At 65.7% G+C, this 19,409-nt stretch carries 16 protein-coding genes; 12 read left to right on the forward strand and 4 right to left on the reverse strand.

What is annotated here, in order from left to right:
* Nucleotides 1-65: 65 nt before the first annotated feature.
* Both E3T51_RS03045 and E3T51_RS03050 read right to left on the reverse strand, forming a co-directional pair.
* Complete coding sequence (locus tag E3T51_RS03045) at nucleotides 66-3,086, reverse strand: AAA family ATPase (protein ID WP_134527347.1); 3,021 nt, start codon at nucleotides 3,084-3,086, stop codon at nucleotides 66-68.
* A complete protein-coding gene (locus E3T51_RS03050; RefSeq protein WP_134527350.1) occupies nucleotides 3,083-4,264 on the reverse strand; it encodes an exonuclease SbcCD subunit D in 1,182 nt (393 codons plus the stop codon). Before E3T51_RS03050 ends, E3T51_RS03045 begins: the two co-directional genes overlap by 4 nt.
* A gap of 150 nt (nucleotides 4,265-4,414) precedes the next feature.
* Here E3T51_RS03050 and E3T51_RS03055 point away from each other — a divergent pair, with 150 nt between their 5' ends.
* The 7 genes from E3T51_RS03055 to E3T51_RS03085 all read left to right on the forward strand — a co-directional run bounded on the left by E3T51_RS03055 (nucleotide 4,415) and on the right by E3T51_RS03085 (nucleotide 11,806).
* Nucleotides 4,415-5,203, forward strand: a complete 789-nt coding sequence (locus tag E3T51_RS03055; RefSeq protein ID WP_134527532.1) for a DeoR/GlpR family DNA-binding transcription regulator — start codon at nucleotides 4,415-4,417, stop codon at nucleotides 5,201-5,203.
* Nucleotides 5,200-6,201 (forward strand): 1-phosphofructokinase family hexose kinase, encoded by a 1,002-nt coding sequence (locus E3T51_RS03060; RefSeq protein ID WP_134527353.1) that lies wholly within the window; start codon nucleotides 5,200-5,202, stop codon nucleotides 6,199-6,201. Before E3T51_RS03055 ends, E3T51_RS03060 begins: the two co-directional genes overlap by 4 nt.
* Entirely contained in the window at nucleotides 6,198-8,204 is a 2,007-nt protein-coding gene (locus E3T51_RS03065; protein ID WP_134527356.1) for a PTS fructose transporter subunit IIABC, read from the forward strand. The genes E3T51_RS03060 and E3T51_RS03065 overlap by 4 nt, the downstream gene beginning before the upstream one ends.
* Nucleotides 8,205-8,287: 83 nt before the next feature.
* On the forward strand, nucleotides 8,288-10,054 hold the full coding sequence (gene ptsP / locus E3T51_RS03070; RefSeq protein WP_134527359.1) for a phosphoenolpyruvate--protein phosphotransferase: 1,767 nt from the start codon (nucleotides 8,288-8,290) through the stop codon (nucleotides 10,052-10,054).
* Between the two features lie 57 nt (nucleotides 10,055-10,111).
* Nucleotides 10,112-10,390, forward strand: coding sequence for an HPr family phosphocarrier protein (locus tag E3T51_RS03075; RefSeq protein WP_134527362.1), 279 nt, complete (start codon nucleotides 10,112-10,114; stop codon nucleotides 10,388-10,390).
* A 161-nt stretch (nucleotides 10,391-10,551) separates the two neighbouring features.
* Nucleotides 10,552-10,803 (forward strand): hypothetical protein, encoded by a 252-nt coding sequence (locus tag E3T51_RS03080; protein ID WP_134527534.1) that lies wholly within the window; start codon nucleotides 10,552-10,554, stop codon nucleotides 10,801-10,803.
* A 1-nt stretch (nucleotide 10,804) separates the two neighbouring features.
* Nucleotides 10,805-11,806 carry an FHA domain-containing protein gene (locus E3T51_RS03085; RefSeq protein ID WP_241989142.1) on the forward strand — a complete coding sequence of 334 codons (1,002 nt, stop codon included), beginning with the start codon at nucleotides 10,805-10,807 and terminating at the stop codon, nucleotides 11,804-11,806.
* Nucleotides 11,807-11,849: 43 nt separating this feature from the next.
* Here the strand turns inward: E3T51_RS03085 and E3T51_RS03090 are convergent, their stop codons facing one another.
* A complete protein-coding gene (locus E3T51_RS03090) occupies nucleotides 11,850-12,356 on the reverse strand; it encodes a hypothetical protein (protein ID WP_134527365.1) in 507 nt (168 codons plus the stop codon).
* A gap of 193 nt (nucleotides 12,357-12,549) precedes the next feature.
* Here E3T51_RS03090 and E3T51_RS03095 point away from each other — a divergent pair, with 193 nt between their 5' ends.
* The 3 genes from E3T51_RS03095 (at nucleotide 12,550) to E3T51_RS03105 (ending at nucleotide 16,472) form a co-directional block, all read left to right on the forward strand.
* Entirely contained in the window at nucleotides 12,550-14,406 is a 1,857-nt protein-coding gene (locus tag E3T51_RS03095) for a gamma-glutamyltransferase family protein (RefSeq protein ID WP_134527368.1), read from the forward strand.
* Between the two features lie 169 nt (nucleotides 14,407-14,575).
* Nucleotides 14,576-14,776, forward strand: coding sequence for a hypothetical protein (locus E3T51_RS03100; RefSeq protein WP_134527371.1), 201 nt, complete (start codon nucleotides 14,576-14,578; stop codon nucleotides 14,774-14,776).
* Between the two features lie 445 nt (nucleotides 14,777-15,221).
* Nucleotides 15,222-16,472, forward strand: a complete 1,251-nt coding sequence (locus E3T51_RS03105) for a trans-sulfuration enzyme family protein (protein WP_134527373.1) — start codon at nucleotides 15,222-15,224, stop codon at nucleotides 16,470-16,472.
* Nucleotides 16,473-16,477: 5 nt separating this feature from the next.
* Here E3T51_RS03105 and E3T51_RS03110 read toward each other — a convergent pair whose 3' ends face one another.
* Nucleotides 16,478-17,257, reverse strand: a complete 780-nt coding sequence (locus E3T51_RS03110) for a gamma-glutamyl-gamma-aminobutyrate hydrolase family protein (RefSeq protein WP_134527376.1) — start codon at nucleotides 17,255-17,257, stop codon at nucleotides 16,478-16,480.
* Between the two features lie 238 nt (nucleotides 17,258-17,495).
* On the opposite strand from E3T51_RS03110, the gene E3T51_RS03115 reads away from it, so the two are divergent.
* Together E3T51_RS03115 and E3T51_RS03120 are read left to right on the forward strand one after the other, a co-directional pair.
* Nucleotides 17,496-18,227, forward strand: a complete 732-nt coding sequence (locus tag E3T51_RS03115) for a PspA/IM30 family protein (protein WP_134527379.1) — start codon at nucleotides 17,496-17,498, stop codon at nucleotides 18,225-18,227.
* 236 nt (nucleotides 18,228-18,463) lie between these two features.
* The gene (locus tag E3T51_RS03120; protein ID WP_241989143.1) at nucleotides 18,464-19,240 is read left to right on the forward strand and encodes an arginase family protein; all 777 of its coding nucleotides are present in this window, start codon (nucleotides 18,464-18,466) and stop codon (nucleotides 19,238-19,240) included.
* Nucleotides 19,241-19,409: the final 169 nt, after the last annotated feature.

Genomic DNA, 19,409 nt, shown 5'->3' on the forward strand with positions numbered 1-19,409 from the left:
CCAACCTCATGGGGTCAGCGCGGCGGCTCCGCGCGGCGCTTTGGTGGGCGAGAGACCCCGGCCAGTCATTCGATGGGCAGGTCAGCCTCAATTCGGCTGTATCCCTGATCGGTGACCGAGATGCGCAGCGTCGCCGGAATCTGCTCTTTCATTGAGTCGACGTGGCTGATCAGTCCGATCGTGCGTCCGCCGGCGCGAAGGGTGTCAAGGGTGCTCATGGCAGTTTCGAGGGTCTCGCTGTCGAGCGAGCCGAAGCCCTCGTCGACAAACAGGGTATCGAGGGTGATACCACCCGCTTGCCCGGTCACCACCTCGGCTAGTCCGAGCGCGAGTGCAAGGGAAGCCAGGAATGTCTCGCCACCGGACAGAGAATGCGTTGGCCGGGCGCGACCAGTGAACTCATCACGGATCGCCAACCCCAGACCAGACCGCGCGCCACCCTTCACGCGCGAGTCATCGTGTTCGAGGCTGTAGCGTCCGCTTGTCATCGTGCGCAGCCTCAGGTTCGCTGCCCCCACGATTTCTTCCAGCTGGGCGGCCAGGACATAGGTCTCCAGCCGCATCCGTTTCGTGTTCGGTTCGTCGCCCTGCATAACGTCAGCCAGCTGACGCACCTGAGAATGCTCATCTATCAGGCTAGCGGATGCCGCAAATCGCGTCGTAACTTCCCGCACGATCGCTTGCAGCTGGCCGGCACGTTCAGCGAGTGAGCTGTGCGAGCTCACAGCGTCATCGCGCGCGGCGCTCGCGGCATCGAAGGCTCGCAGGGACGGCTCGAGATCGATCGGAGCTGACGGAAGATCGACCAGCTCAGGATCGGCCACAGCCGCCAGGGCCGCCGCACGTTGGTCGTCATAGGACCGCACGACGTTGGCCAGTTGGATGACCTGGCCCTCGTCAAGCCTCGCCCCGACAGCCGTTCCCTCATCGTCGAAGGCTTCCTCCGCCAGCCGGTTCGCGAGGTCGAGAGTGGCCGCATCGCGGGCGTCGGCGCGTTGCTGGCTGACTACGAGGGCGTCGTCGAGTGTGCGCGCACAGTCCAGCTCCTGCTGCAGTGCGCGTACCTGATCGGTCACGGTACCGCTTCCACCACGCTGCGCGCCCACGCGAGCCAGGAGCAGGTCGCGCTGCCCAGACCGCTCACTGTGGATGTCGGCCGCCGTATCGCGTGCCGCGCGGAGGCCTGACAGTGCGGTCTGGGCAGTGGTCTGGGACTCCCGAAGGTCGGCCTGTTCCTGCCGAAGCCCGCCGATCAGGCGGGAGGCCGTCTGCGCAGTAGCCAACCGGGCACGGGCGGCACAGCACTCGGCTTGCAGCTCACCGACGCTTCGCTGCCCGGCCAGCGCCTGCGCCTGACCGAGACGATTCGTCAGCGAGGTCGCGGTCTCCTGGGCATCGGCCAGTTCCTGCTGGCTGCCCTGCATGTGCTCGCGGGCCGCGCTGAGGTCGGCTGCAGTGACTAGCTCGCCCTCCGGCGCTGCCGGAGCAGGGTGTTCGATAGCCCCGCACACCGCGCACGGAGCACCTTCGACGAGACGGCTGGCTAGTTCAGACGCCTGCCCAGCGAACCGGCGGGTCACGAGCGCCTCGTAGTCCACGGCGGCCGCCGCGTTGTCACGACTTCGATCCAGTAGTTGCGTGCCAGCCCCCGCCAACTCCCTCAACAACGCCACCACGTCTTCGGCGGCCGCGAAGCCGATTTCGGCCCGGCGTACAGCCTCGGCAGCGTCTGACTCCCCGGCTGCGGCGAGCGTCGTCGCCGCGAGTTGCTCGCCGATGAAATCTATCTGCTGGGGCAGCTCATCGATTCGCTGCTGGGCACGCGCCAGGCCATCGGCGTGACCGACCAGCGCGTCGAACAAGGCCGTGATCTCTCGGTTCAGGGCGGGAAGCTGTTTTTCTTCCGCAAGCACCTCCGCGAGCGCTCCAAGCCGCCCCACGAGGGCATCCATGATTGAACGAAGCGCCCGCTGCGAAGGGCCAGCGCTGTCACTGGCGGCGCCTTCACTGGTACCGCTGTCACTGGTGCCGCTGTCACTGGTGCCGCTGTCGCCGAAGGGTAACCAAGCGGTCCTGGCCATGCCTACATCGGCCAGGGCTGTCTGCCATTCAGCAGTCGCGGTCCGGCTGCTCCGAATCTGCGGCCAGACCCGTGCCGCACGGGCCGCGCGCAGCAGCGTGCCGCGTTGTGCCTCGACCCCGAAGTGGCAGCCGTCGAGGGCGGCGAGAGCGGTGTCAGCCAGAACGCGGCGAGCCTGACGTCGCTGGGTCTCCGTTGCCGCGCTATGTTTCTCGGTTGCAGTAGACAGCCGAGCGGCCGCACCGGTCGCCTCCGCCGAGGCGATGCCAACGGCACTATTCAGGCCAGCCAGAGCGTCGCTAAACCAGCCGAGGTCCGGCGCGACTGGTGCTTCCAAAAGCCGAAGCTGGTGCATGGCAGCGGTGGTCTGTTGTGCGACATCACGCTGCACGTCGGCGAGCCGATCGTCGAGTGATTTGCGGCGCAGCACGAGCGCGGCTTCCAGTTGTTCGAACCGGGTGGTCCCGAACAGGCTGCGCAGCACAGCGCGCCGTTCATCGGTTTTGGCCAGCAGAAAGTATTGGAACCGGTTTTGGGCGAGCAGGATCACCTGAAGAAATTGGTCAGCCTTCAAGGGCAGGATCGCGCTCAGTTCAAGGCCGACGGCTTGTACCTTGGCCGCAGTTGCCCGCCATTCGGTGCCGTGCAAAATATAAAGCACAGCAGTGGCTGCTGCGGTGGTGGTTCCGGTGCCCTTCTTCTTAGCTCGCTCGTACTCCGGGCTGCGCACCAGACGGTAATCACGTCCGCGCAGGCTGAAGTCGAGTTCGACAAAGGTGGGATCATCGGGCTCGCAGTAGTCGCTGCGCAACGGCTGCTTTCCGTCGGGAAACCGCGGCACCTTGTCATACAGAGCGAAACAGATGGCGTCGAGGATACTGGATTTACCGGCGCCGGTTTTGCCGGTTATGAGAAAAATTCCGTCGGCATCAAAGCGTTCAAAATCGACAACCTGTTCGTTCTTGAACGGTCCGAACCCGGCCAGACGCAATCGTTTGATCTTCATGCGTTGACCTCCGTGGCATTCTGCTCAGCAAGCAGTTCTGCAACCAGCGCTCGTTCAAATTCGCTGGGCCCGACCCCGTTTCGCACGAACGACAGAAAACCCGCCACGATCTCGGGGTCGCCGGTGGCCGCGCGAATGCGCTCGGCGTAGGTCGAGCCATCCGCTTCGACCGTGATCGCGGGCTGGTGTTCGAGCGCAACCGCGTGCGCAAATCGGGAGTGAAGTGCGCGCATGGCGTCGAGCGGCCGCACCTGGTCGGTGATGATGGCTTTCACCCAGTCGCCCTCGTTGTCGGCGTATGCCTCGTCAGCGAGCAGATCAGCGAGTTCACCGGTGAGAACCGCGAGCCGGCGCGGAACGGGCAGGTCGACCCACTCGATCGGGCCGAGGCCATCGGCTACGAGTTCGACCAGCCAGGCGCCGCGCGGCTTGCTGGCCTCGGCGAAGGAGTAGTGCAGCGGCGCGCCGGAGTAGCGCACCCGTGGGGTGAGGGTAGCCCGCCCGTGAATGTGGCCGAGGGCGACGTAGTCGCAACCGTCGAAAACCCGAAGCGGTACGACGTCGAGTCCGCCGGCGGTGATGTCGCGCTCCACATCGCTCGACTCGGAGGCCGAGGCGACGCCGGCTGCAAAGCAGTGCGAGAGTACGACGCTGCGGCCGCCGCACTCAGTGCGGCGGCGCAGCGCCAGGTCGTTGCGAATACGGGTCATGGCGAAATTGAGAACCTGTTCGTGCGTTTTCATGACCACATCAGGATGCCGGTGGCGAATGAGTGCGGGCTCCAGATACGGGATGCCGTAAAAATGCACCGGGCCATGCTCGTCGGTGATGGTGACGGGCGAGGTGTATTGCTCGGGCCGGGTTATCACGTGGATGCCGGCCAGTGCCGCCCACTCGGACTGAAAGCCGAGCCGAGTAGCCGAGTCATGATTTCCGCTCGTCATGACAACGGACGCCCCGGACTCCTTCAACCGCCGCAATGTGTCGGTCAGTAGCGCATAGCTCTCTTTTGAGGGCATCGCGGAATCGAACACATCCCCCGCCACCACCACCACGTCGACAGCGCGTTCCGCCACCACCGCCACGAGAGCATCCAGCGCGAGTCCCAGGTGCTCGAGCGTGGAATGGGTGTGGAAGGTGCGCCCGATGTGCCAGTCCGAGGTATGCAGAATCTTCATGCTGTTTACGCTAGCGGGGCCCACCGACAGCGCCGACCGACAGCGTTGGTTCTTCGTTTGTCTTCTTTTTTTTGACAAACAAAAACAAACACAGCTAAAGTCGATGAAACCAACTTCGTGACTCACCTCACTCACCGCCCCGGAGGCATCGTGTTCGCCGAAGAACGTCAACTCGTGATCGCCGCGCTCGTGGCAAGCGAGGGTCGAGTCACCGTGACCGACCTTGCCGCGCGTTTCGCCATCACTGCCGAGACCGTGCGCCGCGACCTCGACACCCTCGAGGCCGCCCGCCACCTGCGTCGCGTGCACGGCGGTGCCGTCGCCATCGACCGCCTGAGCCTGTCTGAGCCCAGCCTCGATGAACGGCAAACGCAGCGCCTCGACGAGAAGTCGCGCATTGCCGACGCCGCGATGCGCATGATCCCCACCAGCCGCACCGGTTCGATCGTGCTCGACGCCGGCAGCACCACGGAGCGTCTGGCTGACCGTCTGAGCGGCTTCACGCCCGCGGTTGCCGGAGATCAGTTGCTCGTGATCACGAATGCGGTGCCGATCGCCGCCAAGCTCTCCCGCAACGAGGCCATCCAACTGGACATTCTCGGCGGGCGTGTACGCGGCCTGACCAGCGCCATCGTCGGCGCCGGCGCCGTCGCCCAGCTCGGGGCGCTCCGCCCCGACATCGCCTTCATCGGCGCCAACGGCATCAGCGCCACCTTCGGCCTCAGCACCCCTGACTCGGTCGAAGCGGCTGTCAAATCGGCCATCGTGCGGTCAGCCCGCCGCGTCGTCGTGCTCGCCGACTCCAGCAAGCTCGATCAGGAGACGCTGGTCTGCTTTGCCGCGCTCGCAGCGATCGACACCCTCGTGACGGATGCTGCGCCATCCGTCGATCTCGCCGCCGCCCTTGCCGCGGCCGACGTTGACGTGGTGATCGCATGATCGTCACCCTGACCCCCAACCCCAGCTTCGATCGCACCATCGAGCTGGCCGGCCCGCTGGCGCGCGGCGAGGTGCAGCGAGCCCTCGCCGCCCACGGCGAGCCCGGCGGCAAAGGGGTCAACATCTGCCGGGCCCTCGAAGCCAGTGGCATCGCAAGCCTGGCCATTCTGCCGGGTGATCCCGACGACCCGGTGCTCCTGGCCCTCGCCAACCACGGGGTACCGCACGTCGGCCTGCCGATCGACGCACCGCTTCGCAGCAACGTCGCGATCACCGAACCCGACGGCACGACGACCAAGGTCAATGAACCCGGCCCAGCCCTGAGCCTTCAACAACAGCGTGCCCTCATCGACCTCGTACTGGAGCAGTCGGTCGGTGCCAGCTGGCTCGTCCTGGCCGGTTCGGTGCCGCCCGGCGTGCCCGACGATTTCTATGCCCAGATCATTCGTGAGGTACGCGCCCGACTCGGTAGCCGCGCGCCGAAGGTCGCCGTGGACTCCTCGGGCGGACCACTCGCCGCCGCCGCATTGGCCCACCCCGATCTGCTCAAGCCCAACGGCGAAGAACTCGCCGAGCTGAGCGGACTGTTCGACGGTGACACGCTCGAGGCGAACACCGACCTCGTCGTCGACGCAGCGCGCATTCTCATCGCCGGGGGTGTCGGCGCCGTGCTGGCCACTCTCGGAGCCAGGGGCGCCGTTCTGGTCACCGCAAACGGAAGCTGGCTTGCCACGACTCCCCCGATGCGTGCCGTGAGTACCGTCGGCGCCGGCGACTCGGCCCTGGCCGGCTACCTGCTGCAAAGCAACCTCGGTGCGAGTGCTGTCGATTGCCTGCGCCAGGCCGCTGCCCACGGTGCTGCGGCAGCTTCCCTACCTGGTTCCACTGTTCCTGCCCTGCACCAAACCAACCCCAGAGCCGTCACCGTGACGGACCTTGCCCCAGAATCGGTCCCTCGGCCGGTCCTGGCCACACATCCAAAGGAGGATGACCAGTGAGTGCACTGATTACCCCGGAGCTTGTTGCTCTGAATACCCATCTCGGTACCGAGCCGAAGGACGTCATTCGACAGCTGGCCAAGCTCGTCGTCGCCTCGGGTCGCGCCACCGAAATCGAGGCCCTCTATGCGGATGCCCTCGCCCGCGAAACGAAAACAGCCACCGGCATCCCTGGTGGGCTCGCCATCCCGCACTGCCGCTCCTCGGCCGTGCTGGAGCCCACGCTCGCGCTGGCCCGCCTGTCGTCCCCGGTTGATTTCGGCTCCAAGGACGGCCCGGCCGACCTGGTCTTTCTCATCGCGGCGCCGGAGGGTGCCGACCAGGAACACCTGAAGATTTTGGCCAAACTGGCCCGCTCGCTCATGAAGAAGGACTTCACTGCCGCCCTGCGGGACGCGTCGACCGCGGAGCAGATCGTCGACCTCGTCAACAACGTGGTCGCCCCGGTACCGGTAGCCGCTGGTGCCCAGACCGGTGACAACGCCAATGCCGGTACCGGTGCAGCGGCGAGCGGCATGAAGCGTATCGTCGCCGTCACGGCTTGCCCCACCGGCATCGCGCACACCTACATGGCCGCCGACTCCCTGGTGGCCGCTGCGAAGGCCGCTGGTGTCGATCTGCAGGTGGAAACCCAGGGTTCGGCCGGCCTCACCCCGCTCGATCCCGCCGTCATTGCTAGGGCCGAAGCCGTCATCTTCGCCGTCGACGTCGACGTGCGCGGCCGGGAACGTTTCGCTGGTCTGCCCGTCATCAACTCCCCGGTCAAGCGCGGAATCGACGAGCCCGGCCGTTTGATCGAGGAGGCCCTTGCGGCTGCACTCAACCCGAATGCCCGTCGCGTCAACGGAACCGTCGACATTGGCGGAGCATCCGAAGAAAAGAGCGAGCACTTCGGGCAGAAGCTCAAGCGTGCGCTGCTTACCGGTGTCAGCTACATGATTCCATTCGTCGCCGGCGGAGGTCTGCTCATGGCCCTGGGCTTCCTGCTCGGGGGGTATCAGATCACCGATGTGGCCGATAAGGCCGTTCTGGAGAATAGCCTGTTCAACCTGCCCGACGGCGGCATGCTTACCTACCTTGGTGCGGTCTTCTTCAAGATCGGCAACTTGTCGATGAACTTCCTTGTTCCGGTACTCGCCGGCTACATCGCCTTCGCGATCGCTGACCGCCCCGGTATCGCTCCCGGTTTCGTCGCCGGAGCGGTCGCTTTGTTCATGGACGCCGGTTTCCTCGGCGGCATCGTCGGCGGCCTGCTCGCTGGCGTCGTGGCCGCGAGTATCGGCAAGCTGCGCGTTCCGCGCTGGCTGCGTAGTCTGATGCCCGTCGTGATCATTCCCCTTGTCGCGTCGATCGTCGCCTCCGGTTTGATGTTCATCGTTCTCGGCGGGCCCATCGCGCTGCTCACGTCCAGCCTGAGTGACTTCCTCAACGGACTCTCCGGCGGTGCGGCAATTCTGCTCGGTGCCATCCTCGGCCTCATGATGGCCTTCGACCTCGGCGGTCCGGTCAACAAGGTCGCTTACGCTTTCGCCGTCGCCGGCCTTGGCACTGCAACCCTTGCCGACCCGGCGCCGTGGCAGATCATGGCCGCGGTCATGGCCGCCGGCATGGTGCCGCCGCTCGCGATGGCCCTCGCCACCGTGCTCGACAGGAATCTGTTCAGCGTGACTGAGCGCGAGAACGGCAAGGCGGCGTGGCTGCTCGGTGCCTCGTTCATCTCCGAGGGTGCCATTCCGTTCGCCGCCGCCGACGTGTTCCGGGTGATCCCTGCGGCCATGCTCGGCGCCGCCGTGACCGGTGGCCTGTCAATGGCCTGGAACATCACGAGCAAGGCGCCGCACGGCGGAATGTTCGTGTTCTTCGCCATCGACAACTTTCTTTTGTTCGTGCTCGCCATTGTGATCGGTACTGTTATATCGGCGTTCGCAGTTGTTGGGCTCAAGCGTTATGCCGTGCGGAAGCGCCCGGTTGAGGCCGCTCCAGCCGCCCTGGTCAACGCCTGATCTGACCAGCAACACCTGCCCGAACTACCCGACCATAGCGACACGCGGTACCGCAGTACAGCGACACCAGCGAAATGCTGGGGATGAAGAAATCGAGGACGATCGTGCAGACGCTTTCCAACAGTGCCGATGCGAGTCGGGCACCTGCAGGCGAGACCGGAAGCGGCCGCTCCTTCGTCGGAGTCGGAGTCAGTCCCGGCCGCATCATAGGCCCTGTTCTCCTGATGCCGACAGCCGTGCGTGAACCCGCCGTGGGCGAGCAGCTAGCCGAAGGAACGTCGTCGGAGGAGGCATCCGCTGCCCTGCGCACCGCAGCGAAAGCCGTGCAGACCGACCTCACGGCACGCTCGGCCAGTGCCTCGGGTACCGGCCGGGAGGTGCTGGAGGCGACAGCTCTGATGGCGAACGACCCGATGCTGGTCAAGGGCGCCGTCAAGCTCATCAATAACGGCGCCTCGCCGGAGCGGGCCATTTGGGACGCAGCGGCGTCGGTGGCCGAGATGCTGCACAACCTCGGGGGCTACATGGCCGAGCGAGCAACTGATGTACTCGACGTGCGCGGGCGCATCGTCGCCGAGCTGCGCGGCGTCCCGGCCCCCGGCATTCCTTATTCTGATTCCCCGTTTATTCTGGTTGCCGAGGACCTCGCACCGGCCGACACCGCCACCCTCGATCCGGCGAAGGTGATCGCGCTGGTCACCTCGAGCGGCGGGCCACAGTCCCACACCGCTATCATCGCCCGTGCTCTCGGGCTGCCCGCCGTGGTCGCTGCCGTGGGGGTGGATGCCCTCACAGATGGCACCCGCATCTTCGTCGACGGGGCCGCCGGCACCATTCTGGTCAACCCCGGCGCCGCGGAGGTCGCGCTCGCCAAGGCTTGGGAGACCAGCACCGCCGCTCGAGCGGTGTTCGACGGCACCGGGCGGCTCCAGGACGGCCACCTGGTTCCGCTGCTCTCCAATGTCGGCGGCGCAAAGGATGCGGTCAAGGCCGCGGCTGCCGGCGCTGAGGGCGTTGGCCTGCTGCGCACGGAGTTTTGTTTTCTGGAACGCGACACCGAGCCGTCCATCACTGAACAGGTGGAGGCTTACCGCGGGGTGTTCGATGCTTTTCCCGGCAAGAAGGTCGTCGTGCGCACCCTCGATGCCGGCGCCGACAAGCCGCTGCCGTTTCTGACGGATGCCTCCGAGCCGAACCCGGCCCTCGGCGTGCGCGGCTACCGCACCGATTTCACCTCGCCGGGCGTGCTCGAGCGTCAGCTTTCCGCTATCGCGCAGGCCGCAGAGGGTAGCGAAGCAAACGTATGGGTGATGGCCCCCATGATCTCCACGGCAGAGGAGGCCGAACACTTCGCTTCACTCTGCAGTGCCGCCGGCCTCGCGACCCCCGGCGTCATGGTCGAAGTGCCCTCGGCCGCGCTGACCGCTGCGAGCATTCTCGAGCACGTCGACTTCGTGAGCCTCGGCACCAACGACCTCACCCAGTACGCCATGGCCGCCGACCGCCAGCTCGGCCCGCTCTCCGCCCTCAACACGCCGTGGCAGCCGGCCGTTCTGCAGTTGATTCGTCTAACCGTGAACGGGTCGCACGACGAGGGGCACAACAAACCGGTCGGTGTTTGCGGCGAGGCCGCAGCCGATCCCGCCCTGGCGGTCGTTCTCGTCGGACTCGGCGTGGCGACACTGTCTATGACGGCGCGGGCGCTCTCGGCCGTCGCCGCGGTACTGGCGAGCGTGACGCTCGCGGAGGCGCAGCAGCTCGCCAAACTAGCCTTGACGGCGCACTCGGCAACGGATGCCCGTCGTTTGGTTCGCGAGAAACTACCCATACTTGATGCGCTGGGTCTCTAACCCGGCGCACCCCGTTTCATCGCACCGACTTTTCACACACTTATCCAGGAGGATCCCATGTCTGAACGAACCGCCGTCATCGCCAGTCGCGTCGGCCTGCACGCTCGCCCGGCCGGTATTTTCGTCGCCGCCGTAGGCGAGTTACCCATTGAGGTCACCATCGCCATGGCCGGCGAACCGGCCGACGATGCCATGGACGCCTCGAGCATTCTCTCGATCATGAGCCTGGGTGCCTCCAACGGCGACACAGTGGTGCTGCGCGCCGAAGGCAACGGCGCCGACGAGGCCCTCGCCTCCCTCGTCAAGATTCTCGAGACCGACCTCGACGCCGAATAATACCGGTGCCCCGTTTGCGTGGAATCCTTTACGTCGCACAACTAGGTATCTAAGCTAGGAAAATCTCGAGGTTCATCCTCGGGACCGGTGCAGCTACCGGAACCGGCAACATTCTTTCTGCGAGCGAAAAGGAACCTACCGTGACCGAACGACAGACGTACCTGGGTAATGTCGAAAGCTCCGCTGACAACGCGGAGCACACCATCAAAGACTGGACCGACCTCGGCCAGGAAATGTGGTCTTACCTTACGGGCAAGGGCGCCGCTATCAACTACAGCTTCGTTGATATGGTCGTTGAGGTTCCTCGTGACATCGGCCCCGACGCCCCGCGAGCAGTATGGAAATTCAACGGCACCCTGCGGGTCACGACCAGCGACGAGAAGTCAGCCGGCGCCGACCCTTTCCGGAAGTAGTGTGAACGCCTCAGCGGGCTCTGCGAATCGGGACTCGAAAGTACCGATCGTCACACCAGCACCGTCCCGCGTCAAACTGAACATCGATCTCAACTTCTCCCTGGTCGAGCCCACCGGCGCAGTCGGCGCCTCGAAGGCTGACCCTGATACGGAGTCGACCGGTTCAGCATTCGGTGACTCCTTCGGGGCAGAGGATGCCATGCACGGCACGGTGACTGCCAATGGCACGGAAATCACCGTCTTCACGAGCAACCCCGAAATGTTCGTACAGGGCCGAGCCCTCAATCTGGAACCGTTGCGCGCGCTCGCCTCCGAGTTGGCCGGTCGCGGTCTGACCGTCTCCATCACCGGGCCGGTGGGCCTGATCGCCCGGCTGGGCGACGTGCAGGCATCCGTCACGCAACGTCTCGTGACACGGTCGCCGCACATCGTACTCGGGTCTCGATCCGCTCTGGGCCCGCTGGTGCAGGCGCGGATGCGGGGCCAGTCACGGATGCCCGTGGCGATTCCGCTTCCACCGTCGACCGTCTTCCCGCTCGCTCCGACCTTCGACCGGCGCAGTCGCCGCCGAGTCACGACGACCCACTACACGCCCGGAAGCGGGCGTCCTCGCCTCATATTCGTCGTCGGGTCCAAGAACTGGAACGGGCAAATGCCCCGGGAATTCGATCTGCTGCCGGGCACCACAACGATCGGGTCCTCGGCCGAGGCGGACCTGCAATTGCCGGGACTGAAACCGTTACACGCCGAGATTCGCCACGACGACAACGACGAGTACCGTCTGTTTGCCTCGGGTGACGTCGCGGGCAGTTCTCGACCGTCCGAAGACGGTCTCAGCGTCGGCAACGGGCAGATTCTGCGCACCGGTTCACGACTTGAAATGGGCCCGTGGCGAATGGGCTACTTTCGTGAGGAGTTCGCCGACCACGGCCGTCCGTTCGGCGGACGAGTGGGCGGCGAACTGTCCGTGCAGAAGCCTCAGCCACCCAGGCGTCAGGCCTGACCAGAAGGCGAGATCGGGGTGCCGCATTTCCGTGCGGCACCCCCTATGAGGTGAAAAGGCCGGTCCAGACCGCCCGTGATCCCGATTCTCCAATGAGCGCCACGGTGACCACCGATCCGATTGCGCTCGCCAAAACCACGAGGTCGAGAATGACGGTGGCAATCAGGCGCCCGGTACGACTCCGCGAAACGGCGGCGAAACGGGCACCGTCGCCGGCGATGTAGCGATACCAGCCCCATTGCAGCACAGCCACGAGAAACAGAGCGATCACCCACGGCAGCAGGGTGCGACCAAGAGATGTGTGCGCACCGAGCAGCGGTGTGATGTTAACGAGGCGTGACTGCAGCCATTCGCCCGCCTGCACAGCGAGGGGAACCAACACGAGCGCGGCGAGGGCGATGAGCGGCGTCACGATGCCCAGTCGCCGCCGAACGGCCGGCCAGAACGCAGTGAGCACCGCGCACAGCGCGGCCAAGGGCACGACGATCACGACCGCGTGCACGATGAGCACGTGCAACGGCAATCCATTGAATTCCCAGTCAAAGTTCATGGTGCAACTTTCTCGTCTCGGGTTGCGCAGCTGTCGGGCATCCATCCTGGACACGGCCTGCGACGACAGATCCGCATGCTCACGGCCTGATCATGGCATGAATCGAGCGGATTCGAGGCAAATAATGCGAAGTATCCGGCCGTCGGCATCTTCTCGTCAGCGCCCAGCGCAGCACTCGTGCAAGGGTAGGGGAGTGACCTATACCGCACCGAACGTCTTCACCACCCGGCCGACTCTGCAGGGAACCTTCGGAATGACCGCCTCCACGCACTGGCTCGCGACGGCGTGCGCCCAGGCCGTGCTCGAACGGGGCGGCAACGCCTTCGACGCGGCCGTGGCCGGCGCCTTCGTTCTGCACATCGTGGAACCGCACCTGAACGGACCCGGCGGCGATATGACCGGCGTCTTCGTGACCGCGAGTGAACCGGATGCCCCGCGCGTACTGATGGGGCAGGGCCCGGCCCCACAGGCAGCCACCATCGACCACTACCGCTCAGAGGGCCTCGACCTCGTTCCCGGATCGGGCGCGCTCGCAGCGGCCGTTCCCGGCGCAGTCGACGCCTGGCTCGTGCTCCTGCGCGACTTCGGCACCTGGGAGCTGCCAGAGGTGCTCGCGTTCGCCCTCGGCTACGCCCGCGACGGGCATCCCGTTCTGGGCCGCGTCGTCGCCACGATCAGCTCGGTCGCAGCCCTGTTCGCCGAGCACTGGCCTACTTCGACAGCACAGTGGATGCCGAACGGCCACCTGCCCGCAGCCGGTGACCTCGTGACCAATGAAGCCTGGGCGAGCAGTCTCGACCGCCTGCTCGCGGCCAGCGCCGCCGCGGCCGTCGCGACCAGGGAGGCACGCATCGACGCGGCCCGGCGCGAGTGGCGGGCCGGGTTCGTGGCCCGTGCCATCGTCGACTTCGGGCAGGCTGCGCACCGGCACTCTTCCGGAACCGACCATGCCGGCGTCATGACCCTGGCCGACCTGGCCGGTTTCGAAGCGAGCATCGAGGAAGCCACAACGGTCGTTTTTCGCGGTCACACGATCGCTAAAACCGGCGCCTGGGGGCAAGGACCAGCGTTGCTGCAGACCCTGACAATTCTCGAGGGGTTCAGCGACGCCGAGCTGGACCCCTCGACCGCGCTCGGCGTGCACACCATCCTGGAGGCCCAGAAGTTGGCGATCGCCGACCGGGAGGCCTACTACGGCGACGCCGAGGTACCGCTGGATTACCTCCTGTCGGCCGACTACGCGGCCACCCGTCGAGCGCTCATTACGGGCGCTGCCTCGCACGAGTTTCGCCCCGGCCTCGTACCCGGCTACACCCCGTATTACCCGGTGCTGCGCACCGAGTACACGACCGAGGCGCTCACGCAGCAGGGTGCGGAGGCATCCGCTGCCGTCGGCGAACCCACGGTCGCCGCACCGGCCCGCGCCGAAGCTGAGCCAGAAACCCTCTCGACCGGTGAAATGCGCGGCGACACCTGCCACATCGACGTCGTCGATCGCTGGGGCAACATGGTCTCAGCGACACCGTCTGGCGGCTGGCTGCAGTCCTCGCCGACCATTCCCGAGTTGGGGTTCTGCCTCGGTTCACGCCTGCAGATGACCTGGCTCGAGCCCGGCGCACCGTCGGCACTGACCGGCGGTAAGCGCCCGCGCACGACGCTCACCCCGACCCTCGTGCTCAAGGACGGGCACGCTATCGCGGCGCTCGGCTCCCCCGGCGGCGACCAGCAGGACCAGTGGCAGTTGCTCTACCTGCTGCGCACGATCGTCGGCGGGTACACGCCGCAGCAGGCGATCGATGCGCCCGCTTTTCACAGCACCTCGTTTCCGGGCTCATTCTGGCCGCGTACCTGGGAACCCGGCGGCGCAGTAGTCGAGGATCGTCTCGGCGAGACAGTCATCGCCGAACTGGAAGGGCGCGGCCACCGGATCACCCGGGCCGGCGACTGGGCGCTCGGTCGCATTTCAGCGGTCACCCGGGACCCGCAGAGCGGGCTGCTGCAGGCGGCGGCGAACGCCCGCGGTGCCCAGGGATACGCGGCCGGTCGCTGACCCTGCAGCAAAATACCACCGTTTCGGGTATTTTTCTGTCCCCACCTATGGGGAGGACATTGACCTGTCTATCCCCACTAGATTGAAGCTATCGAACCGATTACCTGAGTCGGCGATGGGACGGACAATCGTGAAAATGTTGCAGACAGAGTGCCCAGAATGCCAGCAAATGGTGTGGATCACGTCGGATACCCGGTTTGCGACCTATCACTCGCTGGCCAACTCGACCACGGATTGCCCCGGCTCCCGAATGAACGTCCCCGTACCCCCCAAACAGACGGCCGCGAGCCGTCGTCGCGCGCAGGCAGATCTGCTCGCCTGGGCGCACTCTACGACCGAGGTTGGCGCCGACAAACACCAGGCCGCCTGAGCCGACCTTTTGATCCCTCGATCGATGCCATCGATCATCTCGAGTATTTGACGCCATCGGTCACCAGACGAGACGGCTCCCCCGAAGCGTCGGGCGGGCACCGCCTCATCTGGTTTGACGCTGCCCGCCCAGCGACGTGCGGACCGAGCACGATGCCTCGTTCGAACCATGGTTACAACGGATGCATAACAAACCGAACGACCGGGAGTTGCCGATCGCACGGCCGGGGTAGACTGTACGTTCCATTTTTATCAGCCTCTTCTCAGGCCATCCCACGTACGGTTACACACGGAGTTCCCCCACTCCAACGATTGGCCCCGGCATAGTTCTCACCTCCCCCCAGGCGAGAAGTGCCGGGGCTTTTTCGTAGTCGGCACCGGCCCGCGGTCACCCCCTGACGCGTAACGTTCAATGGCGGATGCTGCGGCGGGTCTAGCGTGGAGGAATGACCTCTCGCACCGAACCGACCCCCGCCTCGAACCCGGCACCACGGCCGAACAAGCACGATCCGGCCACGCTGGGCTTTCAGACCCAGTCGGTGCACGCGGGCAACGCGATCGATGTCGGATCAGGGGCGCTCCGCACACCGATCGTGATGGCCAACTCCTACGCTCTGCCCGACGACCCGTCCACGATGAGCTGGTCGGGCGCGACACCCGGTCTCTACACCCGCAACACCGGTATAAATCAGCAGGGCCTGCAGCACAAGCTCGCCGTGCTCGAGCGCGCCGAAGACGCCGTCGTCTTGGCCAGCGGTGTCGCCGCCCTGCACGCCGTGTTCTTCACGCTGCTCAAGACCGGCGACCACGTCGTCGTCGCCAACGTCACGTACGAGGCCTCCTATCGGCTCTTCACCGAGCTTTTGCCGAACAAATACGGAATCGAGGCCACCTTTGTGGACGCGACGGATCTGGCTGCGGTGCGGGCCGCCATCCGCTCTACGACCCGTCTGATTCACATTGAGACGGTCGGCAACCCCACGACCGCGGTGACGGATGTCGCGGGCGTCGCGAGGATCGCGCACGATGCCGGCGCGCTGTTGTCTATCGACAACACGTTCACGCCGCCGCCGCTGTTTCGTCCCCTGGAGCATGGAGCCGACCTCGTCGTGCACTCGTTGACGAAGTACATCAACGGTCACGGTGACGCGATGGGTGGCGCCGTCATCGGCAGCGCGGCGCTGATTCGCCGAATCAAGCTTGACGCGATGGTCGACGTGGGCGGTGTGATCAGCCCGTTCAACGCCTGGCTGATCATGCGCGGCTCGGTTACGCTCCCGTTGCGCATCCGACAGCACTGCGAGTCCGCGCTCGCCATAGCCCGCTTCCTCGAGGCCGACCCGCGGGTCGCGTACGTCGCCTACCCGGGGTTGGCCTCGCATCCGCAGCACGCCGTGGCCCTGCGGCAGCTGCCGAACGGTTTCGGTGGGGTGCTCGCCTTCGCCGTCACTGGCGACAAGGCCACGCAAAACCGGTTTGTCGCGAACCTACGCGTGATCACCTCGGCCGTGTCGCTCGGGCACGATGAGTCGCTCATTGTGCACGTCGACAACTCCGGGCCGCGCGTCGCGGCCTACCCGGCACCGTTCCGCGAATTCGGGCACCTGCGCTTCTCGGTGGGCCTCGAAGACACCGCCGATCTGGTGGCAGATCTCGCGGCGGCCCTCGATGCCACCTGTGACGCCGCCGTTCTCTAGCCGGTCTAGGCGGCGAGCGCGCTCGTGATTGGGGCCTCGACCCGCACCCGGGCGTCGTGCTGAGCCGTTAGACCGGCCAGGAGCAGGGAGAGCTGGTCGACCGGGGAATCGGGCGCTTCGGGGTGCCACTGCACCCCAACGATCGGCGCGCTCTCGTGCTCGAGGGCTTCGATCAGGCCGTCGGGGGCGTGGGCAGCGGCCAGAAGTCCAGCGCCCAAGCGGTCGACGATCTGGTGGTGGGCGCTCTGCACCGAGATGTCGACCCGGCCAAGGCTCCACGCGAGGGTGCTGCCGGCGGCCAGTGTGACGTCGTGGGTGGAGAGGATCTGGTCGATCGGCACGTCGGTGTTCTTGTGGATGCCGTCGTCGATGTGCTGCACAAGAGTGCCGCCGAGGGCGACGTTGATGATCTGCAGGCCGCGGCAAATGCCCAAAAGCGGCGTACCGAGCGCGAGCGCACGCTGCACGAGGGAGATCTGACCCTCATCGGCCGTGGCAAAATGTGCCGTCTCGCCCTCGTATCCGGTTGTGCCGCCGTAATAGCTGGGGGTGATATCTTCGCCGCCGACGATCACGAGGGCGTCGGCATCCGCTGTCAGGCGCGACAGATCGGCGGGCGTGACGTCGGCGGCTGCGACGCGGGTGACAGACCAGCCGGCTGCCTTGGCCTCAGCAACGACGCGTGAATTGAGCACCTGCACCTTGGCGTGGTACGCGGGCCGGTCAGGACGCGCGGTCGTGACCTCGACGACGACGAGCATGCGGTTCGTGAGTTCTTCATTCATGCGGGGCTCCCGTCGGTGTCGATTGCGCTGCGCTGTACCAGGGCCGCGTTCGTTCCATTTTGGGCGGCACGCGCGTGGTATGCGAGCGGTCCTGTAACACGGGGCAACATCGCGCTCCGGGCACATTTTTGAAGGTTCCCAGACTCGCGTCTGCCGGTCACCCTAAACTTTGCAACAGACACGCACTTTCCTGGCGGAATCCGTCGGCCAGGGTCACTCTTTGTGAAAGGACCTCCGAATGACTAAGCACTCCATCTTCGGCCGTATCTCCCAGCTCGCGAAGGCGAACATCAACGCCATCCTGGACTCGGCGGAAGACCCGGCCAAAATGCTCGACCAGATGGTGCGCGACTTCTCGAGCAGCATCTCCGATGCCGAGAGCGCGATCGCTGAGACCATCGGCAACCTGCGTCTGCTCGAAGACGACCACCGCGAAGACCAGGAAGCCGCCGTGGAGTGGGGCGACAAGGCCCTCGCTGCGAGCCGCAAGGCCGACGAGCTGCGGATGGTTGGCAATGCTGCCGACGCCGACAAGTTCGACAACCTCGCCAAGGTCGCGCTGGGTCGGCAGCTCACCTCTGAAAAAGAAGCGAAGACCGCCGAGCCGCAGATTCAGGCTCAGACCGCCGTCGTCAACCAGCTCAAGACCGGCCTGAACGCCATGAAAGACAAGCTGGTGCAGCTCACCAACAAGCGCGCTGAACTGATCGCGCGCTCCAAGACCGCCAAGGCGCAGGCGCAGGTGATGGACGCCGTCAAGAGCATCGACATGATGGACCCGACCAGCGAGGTCAACCGCTTTGAAGACAAGATTCGCCGCGAGGAAGCCCGCGTGCGCGGTGCCCAGGAACTCGCCGCCTCCAGCCTCGATGCCCAGTTCGAAAGCCTCGACGACCTCGGCGAACTCACCGAAGTGGATGCCCGCCTCGCCGCTCTGAAAGCCGGCAACACCGCCGCCATCGAGAGCTAGACGGGCACTGGGCCGTCGCGGACCGAGCCCGGCTGTCCCAACGGTTTACCGCGTCGGCCAGTCTGAGTGTCCGCTTCGCTAAATCGCTGCAAGAAATTCGCTGCTGGAAATTCGCTGCTGGAAATTCGCTGCTGGCGAAGCGGATGCTGACCTGCCCGGTCACTGGGCCATACTGAGGTATGGCTCCCACCTTCGTTGTAGTGCCGCAATGGCAGGGTTCAATTTCTCCGCGCGCAATGCGTTTGGTCGACGGGGCGGCGGCCATCCAGGGCGACCTTCCTTTCTCAGCCACGCGCCTGGTCGACGTGCCGGTCGAAGCCGGAGATGCGCTCGATACCGGGGTGCACCGGTTCTCAGCGATTCAAGTGGTGCGCGAGCGCCACACCAGGGTCTTAGAGGACACCACCGACTGGGCACTCTCGATCGGTGGTGACTGCGGCATCGCGCTGGCCGCGGTGGAACACGCGGCGCGCACGCATCCGGGCGATCTGGCCGTCGTGTGGTTTGACGCCCACCCCGACCTGCACACGCCGGAATCCTCGCCGTCTGGCGGATTTTGCGGCATGGTCCTGCGCGCGATCAGCGGCGAGGGACCGGCCGAACTTGATCTGGCCGTCGCGAGCAGCGTGCAGCTGCAGAACGTCGTTCTCGCCGGCATTCGTGACGTCGACGATGCCGAGGACGAGCTGCTGAACCAGCGCGGCCTGGTCAGTGTGTCGTGTTCCGAGCTGGCCGACCCGGCCGCGCTCATCGCTGCGGTTGCTGCAATCGGCGCCACCCACGTTTTCGTGCACATCGACCTGGACGTGCTCGATCCGTCGGCGCTCGATGGACTGAGCGATCTCATTCCGTTCGGGCTGAGCGTGACCGACCTCGGCGGCGCGATCACCGCCCTGCGCGCCAACTTCACCCTCGCCGGCGCGACCATCACCGGGTTCGCTCCCGCCTCCCCCGCGGCGGCGACCGACGACCTGCCGAGCATTCTGCGCATCATCGGCGCGCTGACCCGCTGAGACGGCGTGGGCTAGCCGGGTGACCGGACTGAGTCAGCGGGAAACGCCATAGATGCCTCATAACTCCTGCAAATTCTGGCCGGTCAGCAACACACCCGCGTCGTTCCGGGCAACTCCCGGTGACTCCCACGCGAATTGCAGGAGTTATGCGCGTGCGCGGGACCACACG

Origin of the sequence: Cryobacterium serini (assembly GCF_004404025.1) — a bacterium.
In the GTDB taxonomy this organism is placed as follows: Bacteria; Actinomycetota; Actinomycetes; order Actinomycetales; family Microbacteriaceae; genus Cryobacterium; species Cryobacterium serini.

What these genes read in the sequence shown, in the direction of transcription:
- E3T51_RS03105 (WP_134527373.1), top strand. Translation starts at nt 15,222, where the DNA reads ATGACCTCTCGCACCGAACCGACCCCCGCCTCGAACCCGGCACCACGG.
- E3T51_RS03060 (WP_134527353.1), top strand. Translation starts at nt 5,200, where the DNA reads ATGATCGTCACCCTGACCCCCAACCCCAGCTTCGATCGCACCATCGAG.
- E3T51_RS03110 (WP_134527376.1), bottom strand. Translation starts at nt 17,257, where the DNA reads ATGAATGAAGAACTCACGAACCGCATGCTCGTCGTCGTCGAGGTCACG.
- E3T51_RS03115 (WP_134527379.1), top strand. Translation starts at nt 17,496, where the DNA reads ATGACTAAGCACTCCATCTTCGGCCGTATCTCCCAGCTCGCGAAGGCG.
- E3T51_RS03090 (WP_134527365.1), bottom strand. Translation starts at nt 12,356, where the DNA reads ATGAACTTTGACTGGGAATTCAATGGATTGCCGTTGCACGTGCTCATC.
- ptsP (WP_134527359.1), top strand. Translation starts at nt 8,288, where the DNA reads ATGAAGAAATCGAGGACGATCGTGCAGACGCTTTCCAACAGTGCCGAT.
- E3T51_RS03100 (WP_134527371.1), top strand. Translation starts at nt 14,576, where the DNA reads ATGGTGTGGATCACGTCGGATACCCGGTTTGCGACCTATCACTCGCTG.
- E3T51_RS03120 (WP_241989143.1), top strand. Translation starts at nt 18,464, where the DNA reads ATGCGTTTGGTCGACGGGGCGGCGGCCATCCAGGGCGACCTTCCTTTC.
- E3T51_RS03050 (WP_134527350.1), bottom strand. Translation starts at nt 4,264, where the DNA reads ATGAAGATTCTGCATACCTCGGACTGGCACATCGGGCGCACCTTCCAC.
- E3T51_RS03075 (WP_134527362.1), top strand. Translation starts at nt 10,112, where the DNA reads ATGTCTGAACGAACCGCCGTCATCGCCAGTCGCGTCGGCCTGCACGCT.
- E3T51_RS03045 (WP_134527347.1), bottom strand. Translation starts at nt 3,086, where the DNA reads ATGAAGATCAAACGATTGCGTCTGGCCGGGTTCGGACCGTTCAAGAAC.